Origin of the sequence: Paenarthrobacter sp. NPDC089988 (assembly GCF_044748465.1) — a bacterium.
Classification (GTDB): Bacteria; Actinomycetota; Actinomycetes; order Actinomycetales; family Micrococcaceae; genus Arthrobacter.
Window position 1 is genome coordinate 52,911 of sequence record NZ_JBIVGD010000021.1, and the last position, 24,779, is coordinate 77,689.

Annotated in this window: 21 protein-coding genes; 6 read left to right on the forward strand and 15 right to left on the reverse strand. The window is 64.4% G+C overall.

Annotation, left to right across the window (positions count from 1 at the left end; all coding sequences use genetic code 11):
- Positions 1-50: 50 nt before the first annotated feature.
- Complete coding sequence (locus tag ACIPV6_RS20225; protein WP_400272604.1) at positions 51-632, forward strand: adenylate kinase; 582 nt, start codon at positions 51-53, stop codon at positions 630-632.
- Positions 633-879: 247 nt separating this feature from the next.
- Positions 880-3,180 (forward strand): SulP family inorganic anion transporter, encoded by a 2,301-nt coding sequence (locus ACIPV6_RS20230; protein ID WP_400272605.1) that lies wholly within the window; start codon positions 880-882, stop codon positions 3,178-3,180.
- Between the two features lie 154 nt (positions 3,181-3,334).
- On the opposite strand, the gene ACIPV6_RS20235 is transcribed toward ACIPV6_RS20230, so the two are convergent.
- From ACIPV6_RS20235 to ACIPV6_RS20245, 3 genes are read right to left on the reverse strand one after another with little or no spacing between them, the layout of a single operon-like run.
- Entirely contained in the window at positions 3,335-4,279 is a 945-nt protein-coding gene (locus tag ACIPV6_RS20235) for a glycosyltransferase (RefSeq protein ID WP_400272606.1), read from the reverse strand.
- The gene (locus tag ACIPV6_RS20240) at positions 4,276-5,640 is read right to left on the reverse strand and encodes a PIG-L family deacetylase (protein ID WP_400272607.1); all 1,365 of its coding nucleotides are present in this window, start codon (positions 5,638-5,640) and stop codon (positions 4,276-4,278) included. Before ACIPV6_RS20240 ends, ACIPV6_RS20235 begins: the two co-directional genes overlap by 4 nt.
- Complete coding sequence (locus tag ACIPV6_RS20245) at positions 5,634-6,701, reverse strand: acyl-CoA dehydrogenase family protein (protein WP_400272608.1); 1,068 nt, start codon at positions 6,699-6,701, stop codon at positions 5,634-5,636. The genes ACIPV6_RS20240 and ACIPV6_RS20245 overlap by 7 nt, the downstream gene beginning before the upstream one ends.
- A gap of 249 nt (positions 6,702-6,950) precedes the next feature.
- On the opposite strand from ACIPV6_RS20245, the gene ACIPV6_RS20250 reads away from it, so the two are divergent.
- Positions 6,951-9,233, forward strand: a complete 2,283-nt coding sequence (locus ACIPV6_RS20250; RefSeq protein WP_400272609.1) for a SulP family inorganic anion transporter — start codon at positions 6,951-6,953, stop codon at positions 9,231-9,233.
- A gap of 200 nt (positions 9,234-9,433) precedes the next feature.
- A complete protein-coding gene (locus ACIPV6_RS20255) occupies positions 9,434-10,021 on the forward strand; it encodes a DUF1992 domain-containing protein (protein WP_400272610.1) in 588 nt (195 codons plus the stop codon).
- 126 nt (positions 10,022-10,147) lie between these two features.
- Here the strand turns inward: ACIPV6_RS20255 and ACIPV6_RS20260 are convergent, their stop codons facing one another.
- Positions 10,148-11,500 carry an ammonium transporter gene (locus ACIPV6_RS20260; RefSeq protein ID WP_400272611.1) on the reverse strand — a complete coding sequence of 451 codons (1,353 nt, stop codon included), beginning with the start codon at positions 11,498-11,500 and terminating at the stop codon, positions 10,148-10,150.
- 153 nt (positions 11,501-11,653) lie between these two features.
- A complete protein-coding gene (locus ACIPV6_RS20265) occupies positions 11,654-12,883 on the reverse strand; it encodes an MFS transporter (protein WP_400272627.1) in 1,230 nt (409 codons plus the stop codon).
- Between the two features lie 198 nt (positions 12,884-13,081).
- Here ACIPV6_RS20265 and ACIPV6_RS20270 point away from each other — a divergent pair, with 198 nt between their 5' ends.
- Positions 13,082-13,813, forward strand: a complete 732-nt coding sequence (locus ACIPV6_RS20270; RefSeq protein WP_400272612.1) for a glutamine amidotransferase — start codon at positions 13,082-13,084, stop codon at positions 13,811-13,813.
- Positions 13,814-13,952: 139 nt separating this feature from the next.
- Here the strand turns inward: ACIPV6_RS20270 and ACIPV6_RS20275 are convergent, their stop codons facing one another.
- The 10 genes from ACIPV6_RS20275 to ACIPV6_RS20320 all read right to left on the reverse strand — a co-directional run bounded on the left by ACIPV6_RS20275 (position 13,953) and on the right by ACIPV6_RS20320 (position 24,254).
- Positions 13,953-16,151 carry a transglycosylase domain-containing protein gene (locus ACIPV6_RS20275; RefSeq protein WP_400272613.1) on the reverse strand — a complete coding sequence of 733 codons (2,199 nt, stop codon included), beginning with the start codon at positions 16,149-16,151 and terminating at the stop codon, positions 13,953-13,955.
- Positions 16,152-16,258: 107 nt separating this feature from the next.
- Positions 16,259-16,732, reverse strand: a complete 474-nt coding sequence (locus ACIPV6_RS20280) for a sensor histidine kinase (RefSeq protein ID WP_400272614.1) — start codon at positions 16,730-16,732, stop codon at positions 16,259-16,261.
- Positions 16,733-16,944: 212 nt separating this feature from the next.
- Positions 16,945-18,510: a carbohydrate-binding domain-containing protein gene (locus tag ACIPV6_RS20285; RefSeq protein WP_400272615.1), complete on the reverse strand. Its 1,566-nt coding sequence runs from the start codon at positions 18,508-18,510 to the stop codon at positions 16,945-16,947.
- A 31-nt stretch (positions 18,511-18,541) separates the two neighbouring features.
- Positions 18,542-19,330, reverse strand: coding sequence for a polyphosphate polymerase domain-containing protein (locus ACIPV6_RS20290; RefSeq protein WP_400272616.1), 789 nt, complete (start codon positions 19,328-19,330; stop codon positions 18,542-18,544).
- Positions 19,327-20,088 carry a DUF4956 domain-containing protein gene (locus ACIPV6_RS20295; RefSeq protein ID WP_400272617.1) on the reverse strand — a complete coding sequence of 254 codons (762 nt, stop codon included), beginning with the start codon at positions 20,086-20,088 and terminating at the stop codon, positions 19,327-19,329. The genes ACIPV6_RS20290 and ACIPV6_RS20295 overlap by 4 nt, the downstream gene beginning before the upstream one ends.
- A complete protein-coding gene (locus ACIPV6_RS20300; RefSeq protein ID WP_400272618.1) occupies positions 20,085-21,299 on the reverse strand; it encodes a GtrA family protein in 1,215 nt (404 codons plus the stop codon). The genes ACIPV6_RS20295 and ACIPV6_RS20300 overlap by 4 nt, the downstream gene beginning before the upstream one ends.
- Before the next feature lie 2 nt (positions 21,300-21,301).
- Positions 21,302-22,279 (reverse strand): phosphodiester glycosidase family protein, encoded by a 978-nt coding sequence (locus ACIPV6_RS20305; protein ID WP_400272619.1) that lies wholly within the window; start codon positions 22,277-22,279, stop codon positions 21,302-21,304.
- A 119-nt stretch (positions 22,280-22,398) separates the two neighbouring features.
- Positions 22,399-22,983, reverse strand: coding sequence for a DinB family protein (locus ACIPV6_RS20310; protein WP_400272620.1), 585 nt, complete (start codon positions 22,981-22,983; stop codon positions 22,399-22,401).
- Between the two features lie 44 nt (positions 22,984-23,027).
- On the reverse strand, positions 23,028-23,687 hold the full coding sequence (locus tag ACIPV6_RS20315; protein ID WP_400272621.1) for an Abi family protein: 660 nt from the start codon (positions 23,685-23,687) through the stop codon (positions 23,028-23,030).
- A gap of 207 nt (positions 23,688-23,894) precedes the next feature.
- On the reverse strand, positions 23,895-24,254 hold the full coding sequence (locus ACIPV6_RS20320) for a VOC family protein (protein ID WP_400272622.1): 360 nt from the start codon (positions 24,252-24,254) through the stop codon (positions 23,895-23,897).
- Between the two features lie 51 nt (positions 24,255-24,305).
- Between ACIPV6_RS20320 and ACIPV6_RS20325 the strand changes: the two genes are divergently transcribed.
- On the forward strand, positions 24,306-24,611 hold the full coding sequence (locus ACIPV6_RS20325) for an MmcQ/YjbR family DNA-binding protein (protein WP_400272623.1): 306 nt from the start codon (positions 24,306-24,308) through the stop codon (positions 24,609-24,611).
- Positions 24,612-24,779: the final 168 nt, after the last annotated feature.

Genomic DNA, 24,779 nt, shown 5'->3' on the forward strand with positions numbered 1-24,779 from the left:
GCCGGCGTTATGGTTTAACTCCCGGCCGCCTCTCGAAACGGACGTGAGTCATGGCGCGACTGATCATCATGGGCCCTCCCGGTTCAGGAAAAGGTACGCAGGCTGAGTACATTGCGCGGCACTTCGGTGTTCCTGCGATCTCCACGGGCGAGCTGTTCCGGGCGCACGTCCGCGACGGCACCGAACTCGGCGGCGAAGCCCGCAGGTACATGGACCACGGCGAGTTTGTCCCGGACCACGTCACCACTGCCATGCTTCGCGGACGCTTGGAAAACGACGACGCCGGTGCGGGCTTTTTGCTGGACGGCTACCCCAGGACGGTGGCCCAGATTGGCGTCTTGGACGAGCTGCTGGCCGCACGGCAGCAGGCGCTGGAAGTTGTGCTGGCCCTGACGGTGTCCGACGACGAACTGGTACAGCGGATGCTCCGCCGGGCCCGCGAACAAGGCCGCAGCGACGATACCGAGGCTGTCATCCAGCGCCGGCTGGAACTCTACCGGGACGAGACGCAGCCCGTGATCACGGCCTACTCCCGGCGCGGAATCCTGCTGACGGTGGATGGCTCGGGGGACAGGGATGCCATTACGACTTCCGCGATCGCCGCCGCTCGATCGATGCTGTCCGGTGGGTAATTCTCAAATTCGCTGAGGTATTTGGGAAATAACGTACGTTTTTGAATGCTGATTTTTCATAAACCTAGGTTTCTGGTCTATATTGGCTATTTGAAGGCTGGTTTTATTGCTTGCTCAAATGGATGCTGTGAATACCAAATATTTGCCGAGAATGGCAACTTTAGTTTTTCTCATCACATTTTATTGACGACGATTGGGTGTCTTTTTAGGCTGCGGAAATAGTCTTTCCGAGCCAAAAGGAATATTCATGTCTCACTTATCGGGTCCTCTTGCCGTGCCCGGCGACACCCTGAGCCCGCCCGGCAACAAGCCTTCCGGGGCCAAGCCCAGCCCCGGCAAACCAAGGCTCCTGGGCAACCTTGCTGCCGACCTTCCGGCCTCGCTGGTGGTGTTCCTCGTAGCCCTGCCGCTGTCTCTCGGTATCGCGGCCGCGTCCGGTGCGCCGATCATGGCGGGCCTCATCGCCGCGGCTGTGGGCGGCATCGTCGCAGGCAGCCTCGGGGGTTCCGTCCTCCAGGTGAGTGGCCCCGCCGCCGGCCTGACCGTCGTCGTCGCCGGTTTGGTCCAGGAGTTCGGCTGGCAGGCGACGTGCGCCATTACCGCCGCTGCCGGCGTCGTGCAGTTGCTCATGGGCGTCAGCCGCCTGGGCCGCGCCGCGCTGGCTGTCTCGCCGGTGGTGGTCAAGGCAATGCTTGCAGGCATCGGGATCACCATCATCCTGCAACAGCTTCACGTCCTGCTGGGCGGCAAGGCAGCCGGCTCCGCCGTGGAAAACCTCGTGACCCTGCCTGCCGCGATTGCGGGTATGAAGGTGGATTCTGCCGTGCTGGGTATCGCGGTAGTGGGAATCCTCATGCTGTGGAAGTACGTCCCGGCCATGGTCCGCAAAGTGCCGGGTCAGTTGGTGGCCGTCGTCCTGGTCACTGCCGTGTCCGTTGCCGTGGCGCCGGGTGTTGAACGTATCAGCTTCAGTGGTTCCATCTTCGACGCGATTGCGTTGCCAAGGCTGCCCGACGGTGGCTTGGGTTCCGTGGCCATGGCCGTTGTGACGGTCGCGCTGATTGCCAGCATCGAATCCCTGCTCTCCGCGGTGGCGGTGGACAAGATGCACGGCGGAACGCCCACCAACCTCAACCGTGAGCTCGTAGGGCAGGGCTCGGCCAATGTGGTCTCCGGCCTGCTTGGTGGTTTGCCGGTGACGGGTGTGATCGTGCGCAGTGCCACGAACGTGGAGGCCGGTGCCAAGGGCCGCTCCTCGGCGATCCTGCATGGCGTGTGGGTGCTGGTGTTCTCGGCCCTGTTCGCGGGATTGATCCAGCTGATCCCGTTGTCCGTGCTGGCCGGGCTTTTGCTGGTAATCGGCGCGAAGCTGGTCAAGGTGGCAGACATCAAGACGAGCCTTCGGACCGGAGACTTCCTGGTCTACGGTGTGACGTTGGTATGCGTGGTGGTGCTGAACCTGCTTGAAGGCGTGATCATTGGGCTGGCCGTTGCTGCGCTGTCTGTGCTCTGGCGCGTGCTGCGGGCCCAAATCCATGCCCATTCTCCCGCGGGTGAGGGCCAGGCATGGCGTGTGACCATCGCCGGATCCTGCAGCTTCTTCGCGCTGCCGCGGCTGAACCGGGTGCTGCAGGCCGTGCCCGCCGGCCTTGACGTCGTGGTGGAGCTCAACGCCGATTACCTGGACCACGCTTTCCGTGAAGCCTTGGTGGCCTGGCGTGCACAGCGGGAAAACACCGGAGCCACCGTGACCTTCGAGGAGCACGGGACCACGGCCTTCACCGATGCCGCCCACAGTGCGCCACAGCGGCAGGACCCGCGGGAGTTCCCGCTTCCGCCGCGTACGTCCTGGCAGTCGTTGGAGGTAGCTGGGCAAACGGACGACGACGGCCAGCCGCCTTTGCGGTCCATCCTCCTGGGCATCGACAAGTACCACCGCCGCCACGCAGACAAGGTGCGGCCATTGGTGCAGGACCTGACCGACGGGCAGAACCCGGACACGTTGTTTGTTGCCTGCGTGGACTCGCGCGTGAACCCGAACCTGATCACCAGCAGTGGCCCGGGCGATCTGTTGACGCTCCGGAACATTGGCAACGTGGTGTGCAGCGACAGCAACGATGCTTCCATCGATTCCACGTTGTCCTTTGCCGTAAAGGCCTTGTCAGTGGACTCGATCGTGGTGTGTGGGCACTCCAATTGCGGGGCCATGAAGGCCGTCCTGGCAGATGCCGAGGGCGCCGCCCCGGCCTTGGGCTCAGGGTTCAATACGTGGCTGGAGCATGCCCGTCCCAGCTATCAGGCCCTCCTTGCCGACCACCCGGTGGGCCTTGCTGCGGCGGCCGCCGGATTCAGCCGGCTGGACCAGCTCAGCATGGTCAACGTTGCCGTCCAGTTGTCCAAGCTGGATGAGCACCACGCCACCGGACCGGCCTTGGCTTCGGGGCATGTTCAGGCCACGGGTTTGTTCTTCGACATCAACACGGCCCGCGTGGTGCTGGTGACACCCGAGGGGATCGAACAGCTGGATCCGAGCATGGCCCTGCGCTGATTGCTCGCTGTGCCTTCGTTGCCCTTCGCGGCAGAGCTGCGTGCCTCCGCGACCCACTTTGAGCACTGAGCTCCCTGTTCCGCCGTGATGTACGGCGTGTCGGGGCAGCCCGGACCTCAAAGTGGGTCGTGGCGGTACCGGGCTGGTGGTCCACCTACGCCGACTCGGCAATCACGGGGACATCCTGTGCCAGCGAGCGGAGGTAGGCTGCGAAACCCTGTGGCGCCCGGGCGTGGGTGCGGCCCGAGGTGGTGACACGGATGGAGTCTGTTGCCTGCACCAGGAACCCGTGCCGGCGAAGCCTCTCCACCAGCATCCTGTCCTCGTGGGCACGGACAGCGGGGAATCCGCCGGACTGCAGGTAGGCAGATGCCCTGACCCCGAGGTTGGCCCCATAGATGTGCGGGTGGGACTCCTTGAAGGGGTGGAGTTCCAGCCAACGGAGAAGCACGGCGGCGTCGCTGTCTGCCGGATCGGGTTCCACTGAGCCCAGGATCGCATCGGCCCCTGCGTTGGCCAGCGCCACTTGCCGGACCAGCCAGTCAGCCGGAACTGTTGAGTCGGCGTCGGTGTTGGCCAGCCAAATGCCCTTCGGGTCCTGCGTCGTAGCCTCCAGGGCGAAGGCCACTCCCATTGCCCTGCTGGCACCTGTGCTCCGCAGCTTCACGTCAATGGCGGAAAGGATCGGGTGGGCTGCTGCAAAGGACGTGGCGATGCGTGCCGAGCGATCGGTGCAGCTGTCCAGGACCACAGAGATGCTGGTGGTCACTGCGGGAAATAGCCGTTCCAAATCCTCGGCGGCCCGGAGCAAGGACCCCAGCGCATGTCCCAGGCGTTGCTCCTCGTTGTGTGCCGGAACAACAACAGCCACGTGACGGATCGCCGCCGTAAGGGGTTCGTCGCCGCGGCTGCCCGGGTTCGGGTGGCTGCCCGTGTCCCGTTGGCTGCCCATGCCCGCGTGGTCCCCTGCACCTTGCCGGCCCGTGTCCCGTTGGCTGCCCAGGCCGGCGTGGTTCCCTGCACCTTGCCGGCCCGTGTCCCGTTGGCTGCCCTTGCCCGCGTGGTTCCCTGCGCCCTGCCGGCCGTCATAGCCGGTCACGCTGGTCCGTCCGGCGAGACGAGTACCTCCAGGAGAAAGTCCTTCTCCCGATAGATCCCCCGGCTGGGCCAGTCCAACTGCTCGCGGGCCGTCGCGTGGACGGTCTCGCCGTCCAATTGCCACCCCGAGATCGGATGCCTCCAGTGGCACAGAAGGAGAGTGCCTCCCGGGTTCATGGAGGCTTTCACGCGCTGCAGAAGCTCAGTCAGTTCCTCGGGCGCCACGTAGTAGCCCATTTCCGAGACCACTACGAGGTCGAAGCTGCCATCGGGCCATTCGTGGGGGACTGTTGCCTGCAGGGTCCGGGCATGGGGAAACCGACCGAGCCGCTCGTTTGCCTGGGCGAGAGCCTTCCCGCTGGCGTCCACGGCCAGGAACTGCCCGCATCGCGGTGCCAATTCCTCGCTGAGAGTGCCTATGGAGCAGCCCACTTCCAGTCCTGAACCATAGTGTTCCTCGGGAAGCGCGGCCAGGGTCAGCGCCCGTTTACGGCGCTCGTACCAGCTGGTGGCGTAGTTCCACGGATCTGCTTCACGGGCGTGGACCGCGTCGAAGATCTCCTGGGCATCGGCAGCCCTGTTGGATCCAGCCACGGGTGGGTGCCAGGCGAAGGTTTCCCAGGATCGTGAAAAGTGCTCCAGGAAGGCGGGGGACAGGAGCGTCTCGTCCCCCGGCTGATCGGAGAGTGGTTCCGTCTGTGAAACGTGGGCGCGCATTGCCCTGCTCTTGGCCTCACGTTCCGCGGAAGACAAAGGGACCCGCACCCACTCCTTCCACGTGACATCCTCGGGGCCGGCCCACAACCAGTACCAAATGGGGTATTCCAACAGCCCATGCCCATCCTCTCCAGCTACTTCGGCGGCCACGCTGCCAAGGGTGTCGTGGTCGATGTGCCCGTCGGCCCGGTACGGAGCAACGACCACAACCTGGTCCGCAGCGGCCCCTTCTTCTGCGATGGCCTGGCGGAGGGACTCGGCAATGGCCGGGCGCGACGTTGCCAATTGCCCGTCCGGGACGTCCAAATACCGCCACGCCGCAGCGGGCGCCAGCCCGGACACAGCCGTTTCGAACTCCGCGAGCCGGACAGCGGCAAGCCGGTCCGCCGTCGTCGTTGGTGAATCCGGATGCGACGCCTCACCGGCGCTGCACAACAGCAGCCGGATCGAGGCGCCTGCTGCCTGGAGCTTGGCAAGGAAGCCGCCGGCGCCGAGCGATTCGTCGTCGGGATGGGCGGCCAGCACCACGAACGTGGTGGCCGCCAGATCGCCGGTGCTGAGGGGCAACTCGGGCAGCGTCCGCACGCCGCTGGCGGACCAGGCTGCTTCCGGTGTCCCCGTGTCAGTGTGCGAGAACGTCACCATGCCCGGTCTCCCTTCAGCGCCAAGGAACCGAGCTGGGCGTCGTCCCGCATGGCATGGTGCTGCCGGACGTAGAGGGAAAGGTCCGCCATCTGTTTTCCGTACCACTCGTTGAACGCCAGGGGGCCGGGTCCCCGGTTTTGGGACACCAGGGCCTGAATGCGCTCGACGGCGGCCGCTACGGTTCCGCGGGCACGCTGGGCCTCGCTCCACTCGCTTGGGCCGGCGCCGGTCAGGTTGGCGTCGATCCTTTCGGCGGTGCGGGCAAGGAGGGCCGAGGCTGAAGCAATGAGCCGATCGATTTCGCCAAGGTGGGCCAGTGCGAGCTGATCCGGTTCGCGGCCTTTGTCTGCGGCCTCTGTCAGGGCCAGGGCGAAGTCCCGGGCAAGCCCCACGGCCCCGCCCAGCCAACAGGCGGCAACTCCGATGCCACCCCAGGCGAAGCCGGGCCGCTCGTGATACCAGCCGGGTCCTCGGAGCAGCGTGGCTGGAACCTGCTCGAAGTGGACCGTCCCGCTGGGGATTTCCCGGAGGCCCCTGCTGGTCCATTCGGGCGTCTCGCAGGTGACGCCTGGCTGCTGCAGATTGACGGCGAATGCTGCCCGTCCCTGCCCTCCGGGGAGGTGGGCCGTGATGACCGCGCCATCGAGTTGCGACGCGAGTGAGCACCATGGCTTGGCACCGTTCAGCACGTAGTTCCCGGCTTCGTCCCGCATGGCTTCCAACCTCGTTCCCGGGCCCTCTGCGGCGAAGACTCCCCAGGCTCCCTCTGGTTCGGGTTGCCCGGCTTGGGCCAGGATGTGCACGGCGTCGAGATGCGGTTCCAGGACCCGGCCTGCTGCCACGTCCACTGCCGTGACGGAGGCGAGGAGTTCCCACAGCTTGCCTGTACTGCCCTCGCCGGGACGGGGCGTGGTTTGGCCGACGTCCTTTGCTATCTCCAGCAGGGCCGGCACGTCGCCCACGAGTTCGCCCACTGCCTCGAGGAGGGGCTGGAGGGCCTGCAGTTGTGCCGGTTCCGAGCTGATGTGGACGGGTTGGGCTGCGCTCGTGGATTCATCCATGGACTGCCTCCAAACTCTCGACTCTTGGTCTTGCCTGTTTGGATCCAAGCTACCCTAAGCAGCCTTAGTTCTTTGCCCTGAGCTCCGATGCGGTGTCCCAACGCGTTCGGACCCCGCATAAGTTCCCCTTTATCGCCATGTGAAGCCGGTCGTTCACAACTTTTGTCAAATCTGTCACATCGGCTTGTCACTCGGCGTGACAGTTTTCCTACGCTGAAAGGGTCCACTTTCCGAGCCAAGGAGCTTCCCATGCCGCAGGCATCCAAGACAGCAAACGACGCCCACAGCCCGCCCGGCGCCAAACCCGCCGCCAAACCCACTTTCCTCAGCAACCTCGGCGCCGATTTTCCGGCGTCCCTGGTTGTCTTTCTCGTAGCACTTCCGCTGTCCCTGGGAATCGCTGCCGCATCAGGTGCCCCCATCATGGCGGGCCTCATCGCCGCCGCCGTCGGTGGCATCGTCGCCGGAACGCTTGGCGGCTCAGTGCTCCAGGTGAGTGGCCCCGCGGCCGGCCTGACCGTCGTCGTTGCCGGTCTGGTTGCCGAGTTCGGCTGGCAGGTGACCTGTGCGATTACGGTGGCCGCCGGCGTCGTGCAATTGCTCCTGGGCCTGAGCCGCGTAGGGCGGGCCGCGCTGGCAGTGTCGCCAGTTGTGGTCAAGGCGATGCTTGCCGGCATCGGGATCACCATCATCCTCCAGCAGCTCCATGTGCTGCTGGGCGGTCAAGCGGCGGGGTCCGCGGTCGAAAACCTGGCCGGGCTGCCCGCGGCGATAACCAACGTCGAACTGCATTCCGCACTTCTTGGCCTGGCCGTCGTTGGAATCCTGCTTGGCTGGAAGTACCTCCCGGCCGCGGTGCGCAAGGTGCCTGGGCCGCTGGCCGCCGTCGTGGCCGTGACCGCCGTGTCCGTGGCGGTGGCGCCGGGTGTGGAGCGCATCAGCTTCAGCGGCTCCATTTTTGACGCCATCGCGCTGCCGAGCCTTCCGGACGGCAACTGGCGCGGAGCCGTCATGGCCGTCATCACCGTGGCGCTGATCGCGAGCATCGAGTCGCTGTTGTCCGCCGTCGCCGTGGACAAAATGCACACCGGCGCCCGGACCAACCTCAACCGCGAACTGGTTGGCCAGGGTTCGGCCAACGTGGTGTCAGGTCTTTTGGGTGGGCTTCCGGTCACCGGCGTGATTGTCCGCAGCGCCACGAACGTCGAGGCAGGCGCGAAAAGCCGCACGTCCGCGATCCTCCACGGTGTGTGGGTGCTGGTGTTCTCGGCATTGTTCGCCGGAATGATCCAGCTGATCCCGTTGTCCGTGCTGGCCGGGCTTTTGTTGGTGATCGGCGCCAAGCTGGTCAAGATTGCCGACATCAAGACGAGCCTCCGCACCGGTGATCTCCTGGTCTACGCCGTGACGCTGGTGTGCGTGGTGGTCCTGAACCTGCTGGAAGGCGTGATCATCGGGCTTGCCCTCGCGGCGCTGTGCGTGCTGTGGCGGGTCCTGCGAACCCAGATCCACTCCCATGCCCCGGCCGCGCCGGCGACGCCGTGGCGTGTGACCATCGCCGGGTCCTGCAGCTTCTTCGCGTTGCCCCGGCTAAGCAGGGTTCTGGGTTCGTTGCCCGAGGGCGCCGATGTCGTGGTGGAACTCAACGCCGACTACCTCGACCATGCATTCCGCGAGACCTTGCTCGCCTGGCGGGCCCAGCACCGCAGCACGGGAGCTTCCGTCAGCATCGAGGAGCACGGCAGTACCACCTTCACTGATGCTGCCGATAACACGCCCCAGCGCCAGGACCTGCGGGAGTTCCCGTTGCCGCCGCGGGCGTCATGGGAGCCTTCCGCGGCGGCTGGCGCGGCAGCGGACGACGACGGCGATCCGCACCCGCCGCTGCGGTCAATTCTCCTGGGCATCGACAAATACCATCGCCGCCACGCAGACAAGGTCCGGCCCCTCGTCCAGGACCTCACCGATGGACAGAATCCGGACACCCTCTTTGTTGCGTGCGTGGACTCGCGCGTGAACCCGAACCTGATCACCAGCAGCGGCCCAGGTGACCTGCTGACGCTGCGGAACATCGGCAACGTGGTCTGCAGCGATGACCACGATGCCTCCATCGATTCCACCCTGACCTTTGCCGTGAAGGCCCTGTCCGTGGACTCGATCGTGGTGTGCGGGCACTCCAATTGCGGCGCCATGAAGGCCGTCCTGGCCGACGCCTCGGGTTCCACTCCCGCCCTTGGCTCCGGGTTCGATACCTGGCTGGAGCACGCACGGCCCAGCTACCGGGCCCTGGTGGATGGCCATCCCGTGGCGTTGGCCGCCGAGGCCGCCGGGTTCAGTCGCCTCGACCAGCTCAGCATGGTCAACGTCGCCGTACAGTTGGCAAAGCTCGAGCAACACCCTGTCACGGGGCCGGCCTTGGCTGCCGGAGATGTTCAAGCCACGGGGTTGTTCTACGACATCTGCACGGCGCGGGTTGTCCTGGTGACACCCGAGGGGATTGAGCAACTGGATCCGAGCATGGCCGTTCGCTGATTTCCTGGTGACCCGAGTGCCGCCACGACCCACTTTCATCTCAGGAGCGCCCCGACACGCCGTCCCACGCGGCATGTCGGGGCCTTCCCGTCCCAAAGTGGGTGGTGGCGGCACGGCTGTTTGGAGTCCGCATCCGTGGGGAATACTGGAATGAGGACCACAACTCCGGCAAAAGACGATTCGTGAGAGGCGGTGGGCCCGTGGACCACGAAGGCAGCAAGCGCCGCCTGGAACGCGCCGCCGAACTCCGGGCCGGGCGATCCACCGGAGGCAACGCCCAGGAACGGGCAGAACTCGACGCCGACGACGCCCTCCGCGAGAAACGGCGCAAGGTCAACGAGGCCGCCCGCGCCGACTACCTGGTCCGCGAAGCCATGGCCCAGGGCAAGTTCGACAACCTCAAATACGCTGGCAAACCCATCCCCGGCCTCGGCAAAGGCTACGACCCCGACTGGTGGGTCAAGGGACTCATCCAGCGCGAGCAGATCAGTGGCTTGGGACCGCCAGCGATCCTGCTGCGGCTCGAGGACGCCGAACTCGACTCGAAGCTTGACCAATTCCTCATGGAGAAGCAGGTCCGCGAGACGCTCGAGGACTTCAACAAGCGGGTGATCGAGGCGCGCCGTCAGTTGCAGGGTGGGCCGCCGGTGATCACCAAGCTCCGGGACGCGGAGTTGGAAGTCCAACGCTGGCGCGACCGGCGTGCCGCGGCTGCCCCGCCGGAAACCGAGCCTGAACCGCCGTCGAAACGCAATTGGTGGCAGCGCCTCTGGAACGGACTAAACTAGGGGACAGCAAACGTCGCTACGAGCCCCCATTACGACGCGAACTGTCCCCTACTTGGGTGGGGACCGCACAACAGCGGACGACGGCGGCACTCGCGTACCGCCGTCGACCGCTGTTCCGTGGGGGAGCTAAGCGAAGCTGTCTTCCTTGGCCGAACCCGAGGCAGGCTCAGCGGCAGGACCAGCCGGAGCCGCTTCAGGCTTCCGCTTGATCAGCGAGGACAGGTGTGCCTGCTGCTGGCGGAAGTGTCCGTGGGGTGTGAGCCCGAATTCGTAGGCGGACTCTGCGTGCTGGGTGAGGTCCACGCCGGTGACCTCGTGCTCGTGGGTGACGCGGAAGCCGATGGTCTTGTGGATGGCCCGGCCGATCACCAGGGTGCCCAAGCCGGACAGCAGCATGGTGACCAGCACAGCCACGATCTGCGCGATCAACTGCTGGGGGCCGCCGCCGTAGAGGAGGCCGCCGCCCCCGCCGTCGACCGGAAGGGCGATGAAGCCAAGCGACAGCGTGCCGATGACGCCGGCGCCGAAGTGCACACCCACCACGTCGAGGGAGTCGTCGAAGCCGAACTTATACTTTAGATCCACAAAGACGCAGCAGGCGGCGCCCGCGACGAGGCCCAGGAAGAGGGCAGCAAGGGGGCTGATGTTGGCACATGACGGGGTGATGGCGACCAGACCGGCGACTACGCCGGAGGCTGCGCCCAGCGAGGTCGGGTGGCCGTGGCGGACCTTCTCCACGACGAGCCAGCTGAGCATGGCCGCAGCGGGAGTGACCAAGGTGTTGATCCAGATGAGGCCCGCCTGCTCAGCGGTGGTTGCGGCGCCGCCGTTGAAACCGAACCAGCCGAACCACAGGATGGCTGCGCCGATCATGATGAACGGGACGTTGTGCGGGCGGTGGTTGGGGTCCTTCGCGAATCCGTGACGCTTTCCCACGATCAATGCGAGGACGAAAGCTGCGGTTCCGGAGCTGACTTCAACCACCGCGCCGCCGGCGAAGTCGATGACCTGGCCGAAGATGTCGGTGAGTGCACCGCCGGCGCTCATGAGGCCACCGCCCCAGATCATGTAGGCGAGCGGGCAGTAGACCACGGTGACCCAGATAGGAACGAAAACCGCCCACGCGCCGAACTTGGCACGGTCGGCGATGGCACCGCTGATGAGTGCCACGGTGATGATGGCGAACGTCGCGGCGAAGCCCACCTTGATGAGATCCGGCGTGCCCACCAGGTCCTGGAGGCCGAAGTGTGCGAAGGGGTTGCCGAACAGGCCCAGGATGCCGTCGCCGGTGGTCATCGAGTAGCCCCACAGGACCCACACCACGCCGACGATGCCGGCGGAGATGAAGCTCATCATGATCATGTTCAGGGCCGCCTTGGCGCGGGTCATGCCACCGTAAAAGAGGCCGAGGCCCGGGGTCATGAAAAGCACCATTGCCGATGACAACATCAGCCAGACGTTTTGCGCAGAGATCTCCACCTGCGTTTCCCTTCTGATCAAGCCTGTCCGTGACGGGCCTGGAAATGTCGGCCCTCGCTACCCCCGGGTTCAATACTCGGTGAGCTATGTTTCCGACTCAGAAGAGCTAAGTTGCAGGAAAGTTACAGAAATCCGGCCTTCGTGAAGATCGCGTCACTGGCATGTTTCAGCGATGTAACGGCGCTTCTCGCGGCCTCCTGACGGGTACCCGCCGCGGCGGCTCGCCATGATGATCACCAGCGCGACGGCGGTGGGCAGCGCCGCAGCGAGGGGCACCAACTGTGCGCCAACCAGTGTGAGGGCCAGGGCTCCGTAACCGGCACCCACCGCGATGCCCACCTGGATGGTCACCACAGTGAGGCCATTGGCCGCGTCCTTGTGTTCGCCGCCCGCCCGGAGGATCGCCGCCTGGTTGTAGATACCCATGGCGCCAAAGGACACGCCCCAGAGGACCATGAGGGCGAACATGCCGGCGGTCGAAGTGCCCAGTACCGGCAGCAGCGCGAACGCCAGCAAGAGAAGTCCGACGGCGGCAATCACCGAACGCCGTGGGTGGGAATCCGCAGTCAGGCCGGCGATCCAGATGCCCAGCAATCCCGAAACACCCACCACGGAGAGGGACACACCCGTGAGTGCCTCAGGTAATCCGGTGGCCAGGAGGAACGGTGCCACATAGGTGAACAACGTGAAATGAGCCAGCAACAACAAGGGCCAGGCCGTGGCAACCGCAATGACGCCGGGCAGTTTGAGGGCAGCACGGATGGAGGGTGCCTTGTGGTTCCCGGGGTCATGCGCGGCAGGCAGCAGCCAGAGTGCAAGGAACGCGAGCAGCACACCCACTCCGGCCAGAACAACGAAGGACGCCCGCCACGTCATGAGCGTCCCCATCAGGGTGCCGATGGGGGCGCCGACGGCCAGGGCGATGCTGGTGCCACTGAATACCACGGCCATGGACTTGCCCACGGAATGCGCAGGGACGATCCGCGCAACGTAGGGAGCCATGCTGGACCACAACATGCCGTGGGCGATGCCGCCGAGCAAACGGGCAACTACCGCTAAAGCCAGCGTTGGACTCAGGGCCAGCAGGACGTTGCTGATGGCAAAGACCAGGACGGTGCCGATCAACAGAGTTTTCCGGGGAACCCTGCCGCCCAGCAATCGCGACAAGGGCAGCGCGGTAAACACGATGATCGCGGCGTAGGCGGCGGTCAGCGACCCCACCGCCGATTCGTCCACTCCAAGGTCGCGGCTGATCTGCGGCAGCAGACCCGACGGCAGAAGTTCCGTGGTCACCGCCGTGAAACCGGCAGCGGCCAACACCAGCAAACCGCCCCACGGAATCTTGGTGGGGCGTTGGCTTGGTACGGGATTTTGGGGCGTCACCTCGTTGGGTGACTTGTTGTGCTGGGTCGCGACCACGGCAGGGTCCTGCGTCAAAGATGCTCCTTGGGGATGAATCACGTATTTGGGGCGTTAGCGTGAACAATTCCAACGCTACGCAATTTGTTCCCGCGCAGGGAGTGTCTGTCAGACCTACCCATTGACTTGGAATGTCGCGGCGTTCTCCCGCAAACTGGGCCTGTGAAGCCGTTCCTTTTACTGGCGACCCGCGCCGAAGATGCCGCAGCCGACGATGAGTACCTGGCCTATCTGCGTTATTGCGGACTCGAAGAATCTGAACTGGTCCGCGTGCGGCTGGAAGCAGGGCCAATGCCTGCCATCGACTTGGACCACTACTCCGGCGTGATCGTTGGTGGCAGTCCCTACACCTCCAGCGATCCTGCGGAGGAGAAGAGCCCGGCCCAACTCCGGGTCGAAGCCGAACTTTCCACGCTCCTGGACCGCATTGTTGAGCAGGACTTCCCCTTCCTGGGCGCCTGCTACGGCGTCGGCACGTTGGGTGTGCATCAGGGCGCCACCATCGACCGGCGTTTCGGCGAACCCGTGGGCCCTGCTGAGATCAAACTGACCCCCGAGGGCGAACGTGATCCGCTGCTCGCCGGGTTGCCGCACACCTTCGAAGCTTTCGTGGGGCACAAAGAGGCGTGCAGCAAACTCCCCGGCCACGCGGTCCCGCTGGCCAGCTCCGCGGCTTGCCCAGTGCACATGTTCCGCATCAGGGACAATCTCTACGCCACCCAGTTCCACCCGGAACTCGATGTGGACGGGCTCGTCACCCGGATCGGCATCTACAAGGACGCCGGTTACTTCCCTCCCCACCAGGCTGACGAACTCGTTGCAACCGCCCGGCAGACCTCGATCACCGAACCCATGCGGGTGCTGCGGAACTTCACGGAACGCTACGCCCGCTAACCAACCCGTTGTGGGGCCTGCTTTGCGCGCTTAGACCCTGCTTTACAGCGCATCGGGCCCCGCAACGTGGGTGTCCAACGCACGACGGCGGCAGGTCGCCGTCGTACGTCAACTCACCGAACGCGACGCACCGGTGGGCTTACCTCCCTGAGACCCGGGGCACGGCCGGTGCCGTGGTGAGTGGCGCGGGCGCTGGCGGGGGAGGAGCGGGGGCATTGAAGGCGCCGCTGGGGTAGAGGGCCGTGGCCTCCATCATGTAGTTGGCCCACTGCGGCCCGGCGATCATGTAGCCGTCCAAGGACTTGTAGAACTTGCCGTTGATGGTGACGTTTTGCCCCGCGCGTTGCTGGCCCGCTGACGTGTCACCGAAGAAGGAAGCCGTGGCCAAACGGGTGGTGTACCCGGCAACCCAGGTGGCGCCGTTGTTGTTGGACGTTCCTGTCTTGGCCGCGACGGGCACCTGGTTTTGCACTTTCGGGTTGATGTACACGCCGGACCCCATCTTCAGCACGTCCTGGAGCACGGCAGTCACCCCTCGCGCCACGGCTGGCTTCACGGCGTCGCGGCATTCGGTTTTTTGGGCGTCGTACTTCCTGCCTTGGGTGTCGGTGATGTCGGTAATGGCGATGGGCTTGCAGTAGGTGCCGTCATTGGCAAAAGTCGCGTAGGCGGATGCCAACACCACCGGAGCAACGCCGATGGAACCCAACAGGTTGCCGATCTGGTGCATGTTCACGGGAGCGTTGTCGAGCCCGCTGTGCAGGCCAACGGTGTCCACCATGCGTTGGATGCCGCAGAAGTCCAACTGGGCAGCCGTGGCGAAGGTGGCCGTGTTAATGGAGTTATAGAGGCCGTAGTTGATGGGCATGGGACGGTAGTAGCCGGCGTCGTTGTTCTGCAGGTCGTCGTCGGCGCCAAGGTTCTGGGCCTTTTGCGCTGAACTGTAGCCGCCCAGGACCCGGCCGCAACTGTCACGCCAGGGGAAGCCCACGGGGTAGACCCTGCGCGAAGCATCCACAATGGCCGTGGGATTTTTGCCCTCATTGAGCCACTCTGCATAAATAAAGGGCTTCATGGTGGAACCTGGCTGGAAGCCGCCTGCACCGTTGAGGTCGTAGCCGTTCTCATCCTTGGCGTCCACGTTGAAGTTCAGCTGGGTATCGTACTTACCCGGCTCGGGAACGAACACCGTGTTTTGCGCCATGGCCAGGATTCGCCCTGTGCCCGGCTCCACGGTGGTCATGGCCGCGCCCCACTTGTCAGGGTTGTCTCCAGCAGACGCATCCACTTGGGCCTGGGCTGCGGCCTGCAAGCGGCTGTCCAGGGTGGTCTTGATGACCAGCCCGCCGCGGTAAAGGAGGCGCTCGCGGTCTGCCATGGTGGCGCCGTAGGTGTCGTTGTTCAGGATCAGGTGGGATACGTAATCACAGAAGTAGGTAGCGATCACGGCCCCGGCGCAACCCTGCAGCGAAGGGGTGATCTTGAGTTCCACCGGCGTAGCCACGGCAGCGTCGTGGTCCGCCTGGTTGATGACGTGCTGTTCCAGCATCCGGTCCAGGACGATGTTGCGCCGGGCGATGGCGGCGTTGGGATCAGCTGTGGGGTCGTAGATGCTGGGGCCATTGACCAGGCCGGCCAGCATGGCCGCTTGCGGCAGGTTGAGATCCTTCGCGGAAACGCTGAAGAAGTAGCGCGAGGCAGCTTCGATCCCGTAGGCGTTCCGGTTGAAGAACACAATGTTGAGGTAGCCCTCAAGGATCTGGTCCTTGCTGAACCGCTTCTCCAATTCCAAGGCCAGCTTGACTTCGCGGAGTTTGTCTCCCATGGTCTTCTGACCGCTGAGCACCACGTCTTCGGGCCTGCCCTGGGAGAGGCGGGATTCGTTCAGGACGTTGGTGACGTATTGCTGGGTCAGCGTGGAGGCCCCTTGACGGGTGCCCTTGGTGAGGTTGGAGGTCAGCGCGCGCATGATGCCTTGCGCGTCCACGCCGGCGTGCTGGTAGAAACGGTTGTCCTCAATGGCAACGATCGCCTGGCGGATGAACGGCGACATCTGCTCCAACGGGACTTTAACCCGGTTCTCGGCGTAGAACGTGGCGATGGGGGTGCCGTCGGAGGCCACTACTGTGCTGGACAGCGAAGGGGAGTTGACGTCGAGTTGGCTGGGCAGGCTTTCGTAGAAACCGATGGACCCGCCCACTGTGGTGCTGGTGAACGCAACCACCGGGACCACCATCCCGGAGATCAACACGCCACAGAGGAAGCTGATGAAGAAGAACCCAAAGAGCCTGAACAGGAACCTGCCCAAACCGATGCGTTGACCCTTGTTCCGTGCCATTTTCCTGCCGTTCCGTCCGGATTCCTGGCTGAAAAGTAGCTACAGAATACGTCCGGTCAGGCCATCGATCCATGGTTGGGGTGGCCAAACAAGGTCCCAATAAGGACTCAATCCAGCGGCAGCGTCACGCTCACACTGGTGCCGCGCCCAAGTTCCGATTCGATGTCGACTGTCCCGCCGGCGTCGTGAACTGCAAGGGACATGAGCAGGAGGCCAAAGCCGTGTCGCCGTCCGCTTGGGGCCGCGTGGATCTCGAAGCCGTTGCCGTCGTCCGAGACCGTGAGTTGGATGCCGTGGTACACCGCGTTGAGCCGGATGGTGAGTTGGCTGGCGTCGGCGTAGTTGAGGGTGTTGCTGAAGGTCTCCTGGGCTACGTGGTAGAGGAGTCCCGCGGAGGCAGAAGAGATCTCGATGCCGTGGTGGGGGATGTCCCAGTGGACCTCAACGCCGGAGCGCCGCAATGGTTCGGCCAAGCGGTCGATGCAGCCGGCAACACCCAGTGCGTGGAAATCCACGGGATGCTTGTCCTGGATGATGCCTTTCACGGCCATCACATCTGTTGGAGCTTCTGCCTGGTCCATTTCTTCCCCCACGTCATTGTGTCTTGCTGGTTATTCGTTGCCGAAACCCCCAGGTATGGGTGCTTCGCCTGAAACCAGAGTCACGCTGCAACATCAAGGAACAGGTCCGTTTAGCTCAATTTCCCATCAAGTTTGTGAGGCCCGACGGCGGCACTTGCGTACCGCCGTCGGGCGCTGTTGGACGTGCGCCCAAGGATGCACCTCCCTGAGACTTACCGCCGGCCTCCCGGTCCCTGCGCCTGGGTGTACTGCCCGGCGGTGACGGTCCCCATGGACTCGGCACCGTCAATGGAACCTGTGGTCAGCCCTGCCTTGGCGTCAGCGCTGCCGCCTGTGTACACGGTGTACGTCTGGCCGTCGGTGATCGCCGAGGACGAGTAGACCAAGGAAGCGATGGTCTTGGTGGTCACGAACGTTGCCACCACCTTGCCGGAGGAATCCACAATGTGGATCGGGGTCCCGGCCGCAACGGACGAGTTGAACGTCAGCTGCACGCCGGACTGGGTGGACGTGGTTCCCGGGCTCACGGCCATGCCCGCACTGCCTGCCGCGGCAACAGTTCCACCAGTGACGGTGAGGTCTCCGTTCACGTCCATTGCGCCGTTGCCGTCATTCGTGGGACCGTTCACCACGACGGTTCCGCCGGAGATGGTCGCGCTGCCGTTGGAGTCCAGGCCGTCGCCCTCCGAGTTGATGGTCAGTGTTCCGCCCGAGACGTCCACGGTGTAGTCGCCAGCCTCCTGGGAGCCGCCGCCCATGCCGCCACCCGGTCCGCCCATGCCCGTATCACCCGAAGTGGAGGACGCGCCGCCCGCTGCGTTCACGCCGTCGTCGTTGGACGTGATGGTGGTGTCGCCGCCGGAAACCACAATGTGTTGGGCTTCCAGCCCCTCCTCGGACTTGGCCACGGTCACGGTTCCGCCGGAGACGGTGAGCGTGTTGTACGCCTTGACGCCGTCGTCGCCGGCATTGACGGTCAACGTGCCCCCGCTCACCAGGAGCCAGCCGCGGCCTTCGTCGGTGTCGTTGTCCGCCTTCACCGCATCCCCGCCGGCAGTCACTGTGTAAGCACCATCCAGTAGGGCCGTGTAGTCCTTGCCCCGGATACCATCGTCGGCGGCGTCCACGGTGACGTTGCCTGAAGCCAGGACCAGTCCGTCCTTGGACACGATGCCATCGTTGTATTTTCCGTCGACACTGAGTGAACCCGTTCCGGCGATGGTCAGGTCGGCCATGGAATAGAGGGCAGCATTGGGTGCGTCATCGGCCTGGTCGGTGTAGCTGGAGGCGTCCGTCAGGGTGTTGGTGGCTCCTTCCTGCAGGTACACGATGGCCTCGTCGGCGCTCTGCACCACGAACGGCGAGCCAGTGGAGTTACCCAACGCCACGCCGTCCAGGATGATCCGCACGGTGTCCGAATCGCCGGCGGCCACCACGATCCTGCCGTCGGTGAGTGAGCCGCTCAATCGATAGGTCCCTGCTGCACTGATGGTCACCGTGTTGCCGTCCACTGCTACGCCGGCGGAGCCCGACGACGTCACTGTGCTGCCGCCGTCGGACAGGCTGACTGCCACCTCGGAGGCGGTGTCCCACGTGAGGTCGTCGCTGTCGAAGTGGGTGTCCTCGGAGATGGAAGATGCGCTGACCACCTGCTGCGTGGACGAGGTGGAGGCGTTGCCGGTGGAGCCTCCGGCGGTCGTGGCGGCAGTGGAGCAACCTGCCAGCGAAACAGCAAGGGCGACGGCGGCAACGGAAAGGTAGGTACGGAGGGAGCGCATGGTGGGTTCCTAAGAGTGGGAGGGGCAGGGGTCAGTTGGCGGGCCGCAGGGGCAGCCGGCGCCGAAGGGTCTGGTTCCAGCGGTTGGCTGGCAGCTCGGGATGGAGGGCTGCCATGCCGGTGGCGAATTTGGAGATCCGGCAGGGACGGACACCATGTGCCCACAAATGCCTGTCCAGCGGTCCGGGCGCTGAGCCGGACTTCGTCTCCACCACCACGGCGTTGTCCAGGACCCAAGGCTGGCCGTCGGGACGCTGCCACGTGACATCTGTATCGATGGTGGCGCGGCTGCCCGACTCCGGCAGGTACAGCGTGGTGCGGTGGTAGGACGTGGACAGCACGGGTTCCATGGGGCCGAAGTCCACGTCCCCGATCGCCGCGGCCAGGGTTTCGTTCACGTAGGCAAGGCCTTCGTCGGTGAGCCGGTCACGGTCGCATGGTTCGTAGGGAATCCGTTCCTTCACAGTGGCTTCGCGGGCGCCCTCGGTCTTGACTTCCAGGAAGCTCACGGCGCTGTCCACATAGGTGCGGGTGCGGACCTTGAACCGCCGACGCCTGCCATGCGCCGCCATCATGTAACTGTCCAGGTCTTCGGTGTCGAAGTAGACGGAGTCGTAGGCGAACGTCCGGTTGCCGTCCATCTCCAGCACCCGGGCCTCGGTGGTGAAGCCTGCGAAGATCCTGCGAGCGCTCGCCGAGGGCACCAGGTACTTGCGGTCCACCCGTGTCAGCAACGCGGCTTCGGTGGTCAGTTCTTCAAGCCCGACGGCGGGAAGCTGGCTGAGGTGCGGAACGACGGGGGCTGCGTCCGGGCGGTTCATGCGACACCTGCCGAGGTGTGCTGCTGGGGTGCTTCGTGCGCCGGCTGCGCGGGAATGGCGGGCTCGGCCGGGTGCGCGGATTGTGCCGGGATCGCGGACGGGACGGGAACCTGGACGGGCCGCTCGGCCTGGGCCGGCAGTTCCTGTGGCGCCGGGGCCGGTGCACCCGCTGGACGGTCAAAGCCGAGCTGCGTGCTCGCCTGGACGGATCGCCGTGCCCGGACGGCGTAGCGGACATCCACGATCGTCTTGTCGTTGACCAGGTCCAGCTCCTGGATGGTGGCCGAGTGGACCCTGCCGTTGAGGACTTCCTCCAGCCGGGCATTGAGTTCAGTTTCATTGTTGATGGCCCGGTCCAGGACCACGGTTTGGTGGCGGTACGCAGGCAGGACAGCCGGGTTGTCGCCGATGAACATCACCACCAGCACCAGGCCCATGAGGGACAACGTGAGCCACAGCGGCTCCACTCCGATGCCTGCAATCAACCCGAGGGCCAGAGCCGAGAAGTAATAGGCCACCTCGTGCTGGGCCAGTTCCGTGGACCTGAGCCGGATGATCGAGAGGACACCGAAGAGTCCCAGTCCAAGTCCCACACCGGCAGCGGATCCCGAGAGGGCCGTGGCGACTGCCAGGACGCCAACGTTCATGCCGAGGTAGGAAACCACCAAGTCGCGGCGCCGATGCCGGCGGAGGTAGAGGGCCAAGGTGAGGATGGTGATGGCAACGAGGTCTGCTGCCATGAGGATGATCGTGTTCATCGGATTCTCCGGAATCTGTTGGTGGGCTGGTTTCCACGATTCCCGGAGCTGCTGTGCTGAAACTGTGCCGGGGCCAAGGCTGGGATATGACTTTCGGCGTCGGCACTGGGGCGTCCACCTGTCCGCGAATACCCGGCCTCCGCAATCACCTCCGCCGGATCTTCCGCCGAAGAAGCCGGCTGCGAAGCACGGACCCTGCCGGCGAACAGGAAGCGCTGCTGGACGGCATAGCTCACCCCGAGCAGGGTCAGTTCCGTGGCGAGTTTCGCGGGCAGGTCGGGTACGGCCAGTGACGTCAGCGACCACATGATGGCGTAGTTGGCAGTGAGCAGGACGAGCACCAGGGCCACGTAGCCGGTGATCGCCGAACGCAGGGATTTCTCCTTGCCGTGCTCGAACACCAGGTTGCGGTTCACCAGAAAATTCACGCCCGCGCTGACGGCCCTTGCGCCAACCACAGCCAGCAGGAGGGAGTCTGAGAGCGCCGTCAGCATCAGGAAGACGATGGTGTCCACCAGGAAGGCCGAGAACGACGATCCCAGGAACTTCAGCAATGGTGCGTAGATCCTGACCGAGTCCGCCACAGGCCGGAAATGCGAACCGGAATTGTGGTCCAAGTACACCGTGGCGATCTCCACGGTATCTATGCCGTAGCCCGCCTGCTTGGCCTCGAGCAGCAGGTTAAGTTCGTACTCGTAGCGTTGCCCGCGGACCGTCAACAGCCACGGGATCATGTCCGCGCGGTACCCCCTCAACCCGGTCTGCGTATCCGGAACTCCTTGGCCCGTTGCGAGCTTGAACAGCCACCGCGTCACGGTGTTGCCAAACTTGCTCCGCGCCGGAACATCGCCGGTGAATGAGCGGCAGCCCAGCACCATCGAGGCCGTCACGCTACGCACCCTGTCGGCTACAGCCAGGATGTCGGCCACTCCGTGCTGGCCGTCGCTGTCCGCGCACACCACATCATGGCCGGGGAACCGCCGGGCGATGAACGCGAAACCGCTCTTGAGGGCGTGGCCCTTGCCGCCGTTCGTCGCATAACTGAGCACGTGGCACCCAAGCCGGGTGGCGGCGTCGAACACGTCCTTGAAGGCGGAGCCGGAACCGTCGTCAACCACCACGATGGTCACCCACGGATCCGCTTCCCGCAGGTTGCTGACCAGGGAAATGAGCTGCTGGTCCGGCTCGTAGGCCGGTATCAGGATGATCATGGCTACTGGGCGATGTAGAGGATGTCCGAGGTGCCGCGCTCTTTGTTCTCTCCGAGCGGGTTGTTCACCAGGGATCCGTTGAAGTACATGGTGGAGGAGCCGCCGCCGTCGATGTTGTACGCAGTAGTGGCGCCCAGGTCCTTCATGATCTGCGCCAGCCCGGTCATGGTGACACCCGCCGAATAGCCCGGGCTGCGGCCGTCCACCACCACGAACACCAGATGGTTCTCGTCGATGACACCCACCGCCGTGCGGGGCTGCTCGCCCTGGATGGAGTGGTTGCCGAAGTTGGTGTCCACCTCCACGTCCTCAATGCCGGAGGCAATCTCGCCGTTGTCCAGCAACGACGGCCCGAAGGAGAGCGTGTTCCACACACCGTCGGCAACGAGTTGTTCGGCCGTGGTGGTGGTCTCGTCGTACACCTTCACGGTGCCGTCCTTGTAGAACGCCAGGCCCTGACGCGCGCCCTCGTCCCGGTACACCACGCCGTTCCGGATCACGATGCCCGTGTCCCTGAAGCCGTAGTAGTCGCCGTTGATCGCGAAGATGGCGTTGTTGTCCGCTGCGATGTCCGAGGTGTTCTCAGTGATGTTCTCACCGAAGGTGTCCTCGGCGAAGGCCGACTTCAGCGTGGTGGCGTCGCTGAGTACGACGTCGGCAACGTAGTAGGTCACGGTGCTGTCGCCGCTGCCGGTGGTCACCGTGGAGATGGTGACGCCTGTGCCGCCTTGCGTGTAGCTGGTGTCCGTGACGACGGCGCTCGCCGAGGTGTCAGCGGAGGTGCTGTCCGCCGTCGTGCTTGTTCCGGTCTGGCTGGCCTCGTACTCGGAGACGTTGGTGATCTCCGCATGCGGAATGACAAAGCGGTCCAGGGCCCAGGCGGCAGCGCCTCCCGCCGAGAGAGATGCCGCCAGCACGGCGGAGACGACGGCGCGCCGGGTCCGGCTGCCCTTGCGGTTTTTGGTGTGTTGAGGGGTCATGCCTCCTTTCTATGGAGGCAGGCTACGCCGGAGGTTTGCTGGGCTTATGCGTGGGCTGTGAAGGTTGGTCCTTGGCTGTGGAGGGCTGGCGGTGTCCTGGGCTGGTGTTGGCGCTGTTGTCAGCGCCTGCGGTTGGCCTGCAGCGCGGCCTCCTCTATCCGGTAGCGGTGGGCTGCGAGCTCTTCGGAGTTCCGCGGCGGAATGTTCGGATCATTCGGCCGCTGGCCGGCCTGGCCGTCAATGAGTTCCCGGATGATGTCAGCGTGGCCTGCGTGCCGGGCTGTCTCGACGCACATGTGCACCAGGATCTGGTGCAGTGTCACGTTCTTCTTTTCCTCGGACCACCACGGCACCACACCGGGCGCGTCCAGGGGCAGTTCTTCGATGGTGGCGTCGCTGTGCTTGGCGGAGTAGTGGTGTAGCTCGATGATGCTCTTCATGCTTTCATCCGCGGGGACCCACATGTCGGCATCCGGCTCGGCTGTGGCCTCGTACCACGGGAGCTCCCTCCCGTCGGGCCGCCCGAACGTCTCTCCGAAGTACCCCAACTCCACGCTGGCCACGTGCTTCACCAAGCCCAGCAGGTTGGTTCCGGTGGGAGTCATGGGCCGGCGGGCATCGTATTCGCTCAGGCCTTCCACTTTGCCGAGCAGGTCGGCCCGGCGTGTGCGGAGGTAGTTCAGCAACGTTGCTTTCTCATCCATGGGAGCACTCTACCGATTGCCTGCGGCGGCGTCCGCACCGTTTCTCATGGCTGGGCCGTCAGCAATTCTCCGACCCTGCTGTGTGAACGAACGTGAGCTTGAACATCACGGTCCAAGACGCTCAGCAGCCAGAACAGGTCTCTGTGTGCCTTGTTTGCGAACTTCAGGTTCGGCTCGTGATGGGCAAGCCGGTTTCTGACTTCATTGAGTGTGCGAAGCCGGAGGTAAATATCCTGACGTGCCACCCCAGGAGAAAAGGCATTTCGCAAGGCCTTGGTCCAAAGCGTGGGCTCGAACCTGGGATGCAGCAAATCAACCCAGACGCCGAAAGTCAGATCCGCAACAATGCGGCCCTCGTCAACTGCGGAAATAGTCGTTCCCGGACCAGTGGTGCCGATCTTCCTCCGGGATTCTTCGATTCTGCGCCTCAACCACTGGTTGGCATCGAATGCAACTCGGGTTTTTGAGTTCCTGGAGGTCGCCACCGGAAACAACTGCTGCGCGGCATCGGCGCTCAACCAACTCTCTCGAGTTTGAAAGGCGCTCAATTCGCGGTGGAGTGCATTACGCAGGGCCACTTCAAGGTGTGCAAAATCGTGGAGGAGCGCGGAGTTTAGTGCCGCGTTCCACTGATATAGATCAAAGGCCCGCTGAGTATTGTTGCCTGCTGCGCGAACGTACGTTTTGAACCGGTCAACGGTCAACCAGGACTGAACCCATGGAGCATATGCGGACGCGTTGGGATGCAAATCCTAAGCCTTTCCGATACGATCGAGGGGCAAGTCCAAGTTGGCCTCTGGCAGATCCTATCCGCCACGTTACTTGGACGCTAACTTGGTCACCCCGGTATTCCGACATTGAGCGGACCCGGGGTGTACCCATTTCGGGCAGCTTTCCGCAGGACGGCGGTGCTACCGCGGCGCCCGGTCGATGACGCAGAATCGGTTGCCATCAGGATCTTCCAGTACGACGAAGTCGGGGTCTTCCGGGTAGAGGTCCCAATCGACGTGCCCGGCGCCGAGGGAGACCAACCGTTCAATCTCGGCCGCCTGATCGTCCGCGTACAGATCCAGGTGGATCCGGGGGTGTTCCTGGACAGGGGTTTCGCTGAACATCAGTGCGAGTTGGGCGCCTGGACCGGAGGCAGGCAGCAGGATCACCCACGTGTCATCGCCGGGCTCGCGGGGTACGTAGCCGAGGGCCGCCTGCCAGAACTCCGTTGCACGGGCGAGGTCGTTGACGCCCAGGACTGTGCTGCCGATGGTCAACATGTGCCCAGCGTAGTCCCTTGTTTAGGCGCCGGCTGGGTGCCACAGTGAACCATGGCCACCGAAGAGGACGTCCGGAAGATCTGCCTTGGCCTGCCCGGGGTCACCGAGCGACCCAGTTGGGGGCAACCCGCGTGGTTCGCCAAGACCCTTATGGCACGGATCTGGGAGGACGGCGTGCTCACGGTCAAGACCGAGGAACGCGAAGCGCTGGCAGCCATGGAACCGGACAAGTTCTTCTGGACGCCGCACCACGACCGTTCCCCGAATCTAGTCCTAGTCCACCTGGACAAGATCGACGTCGGTGAACTCGACGAGCTACTCCAGGAGTCGTACCGGATCGCCGGCGCATTCAAGTAGGCGTACGGCCCGCGACTCCGATTGACCCGTCTCTACCGCGGCTTCACCGGAAAACGACGAAATCGCCGGAAGGTCGGTATGTATCAAGCTGTTTGTGACAGCGTGGTGGGTTGTTTGTGGTTGATGCCTGCGCTTGGTGGGATTCCGGGGGCGGTGGGCCTTCGGCGG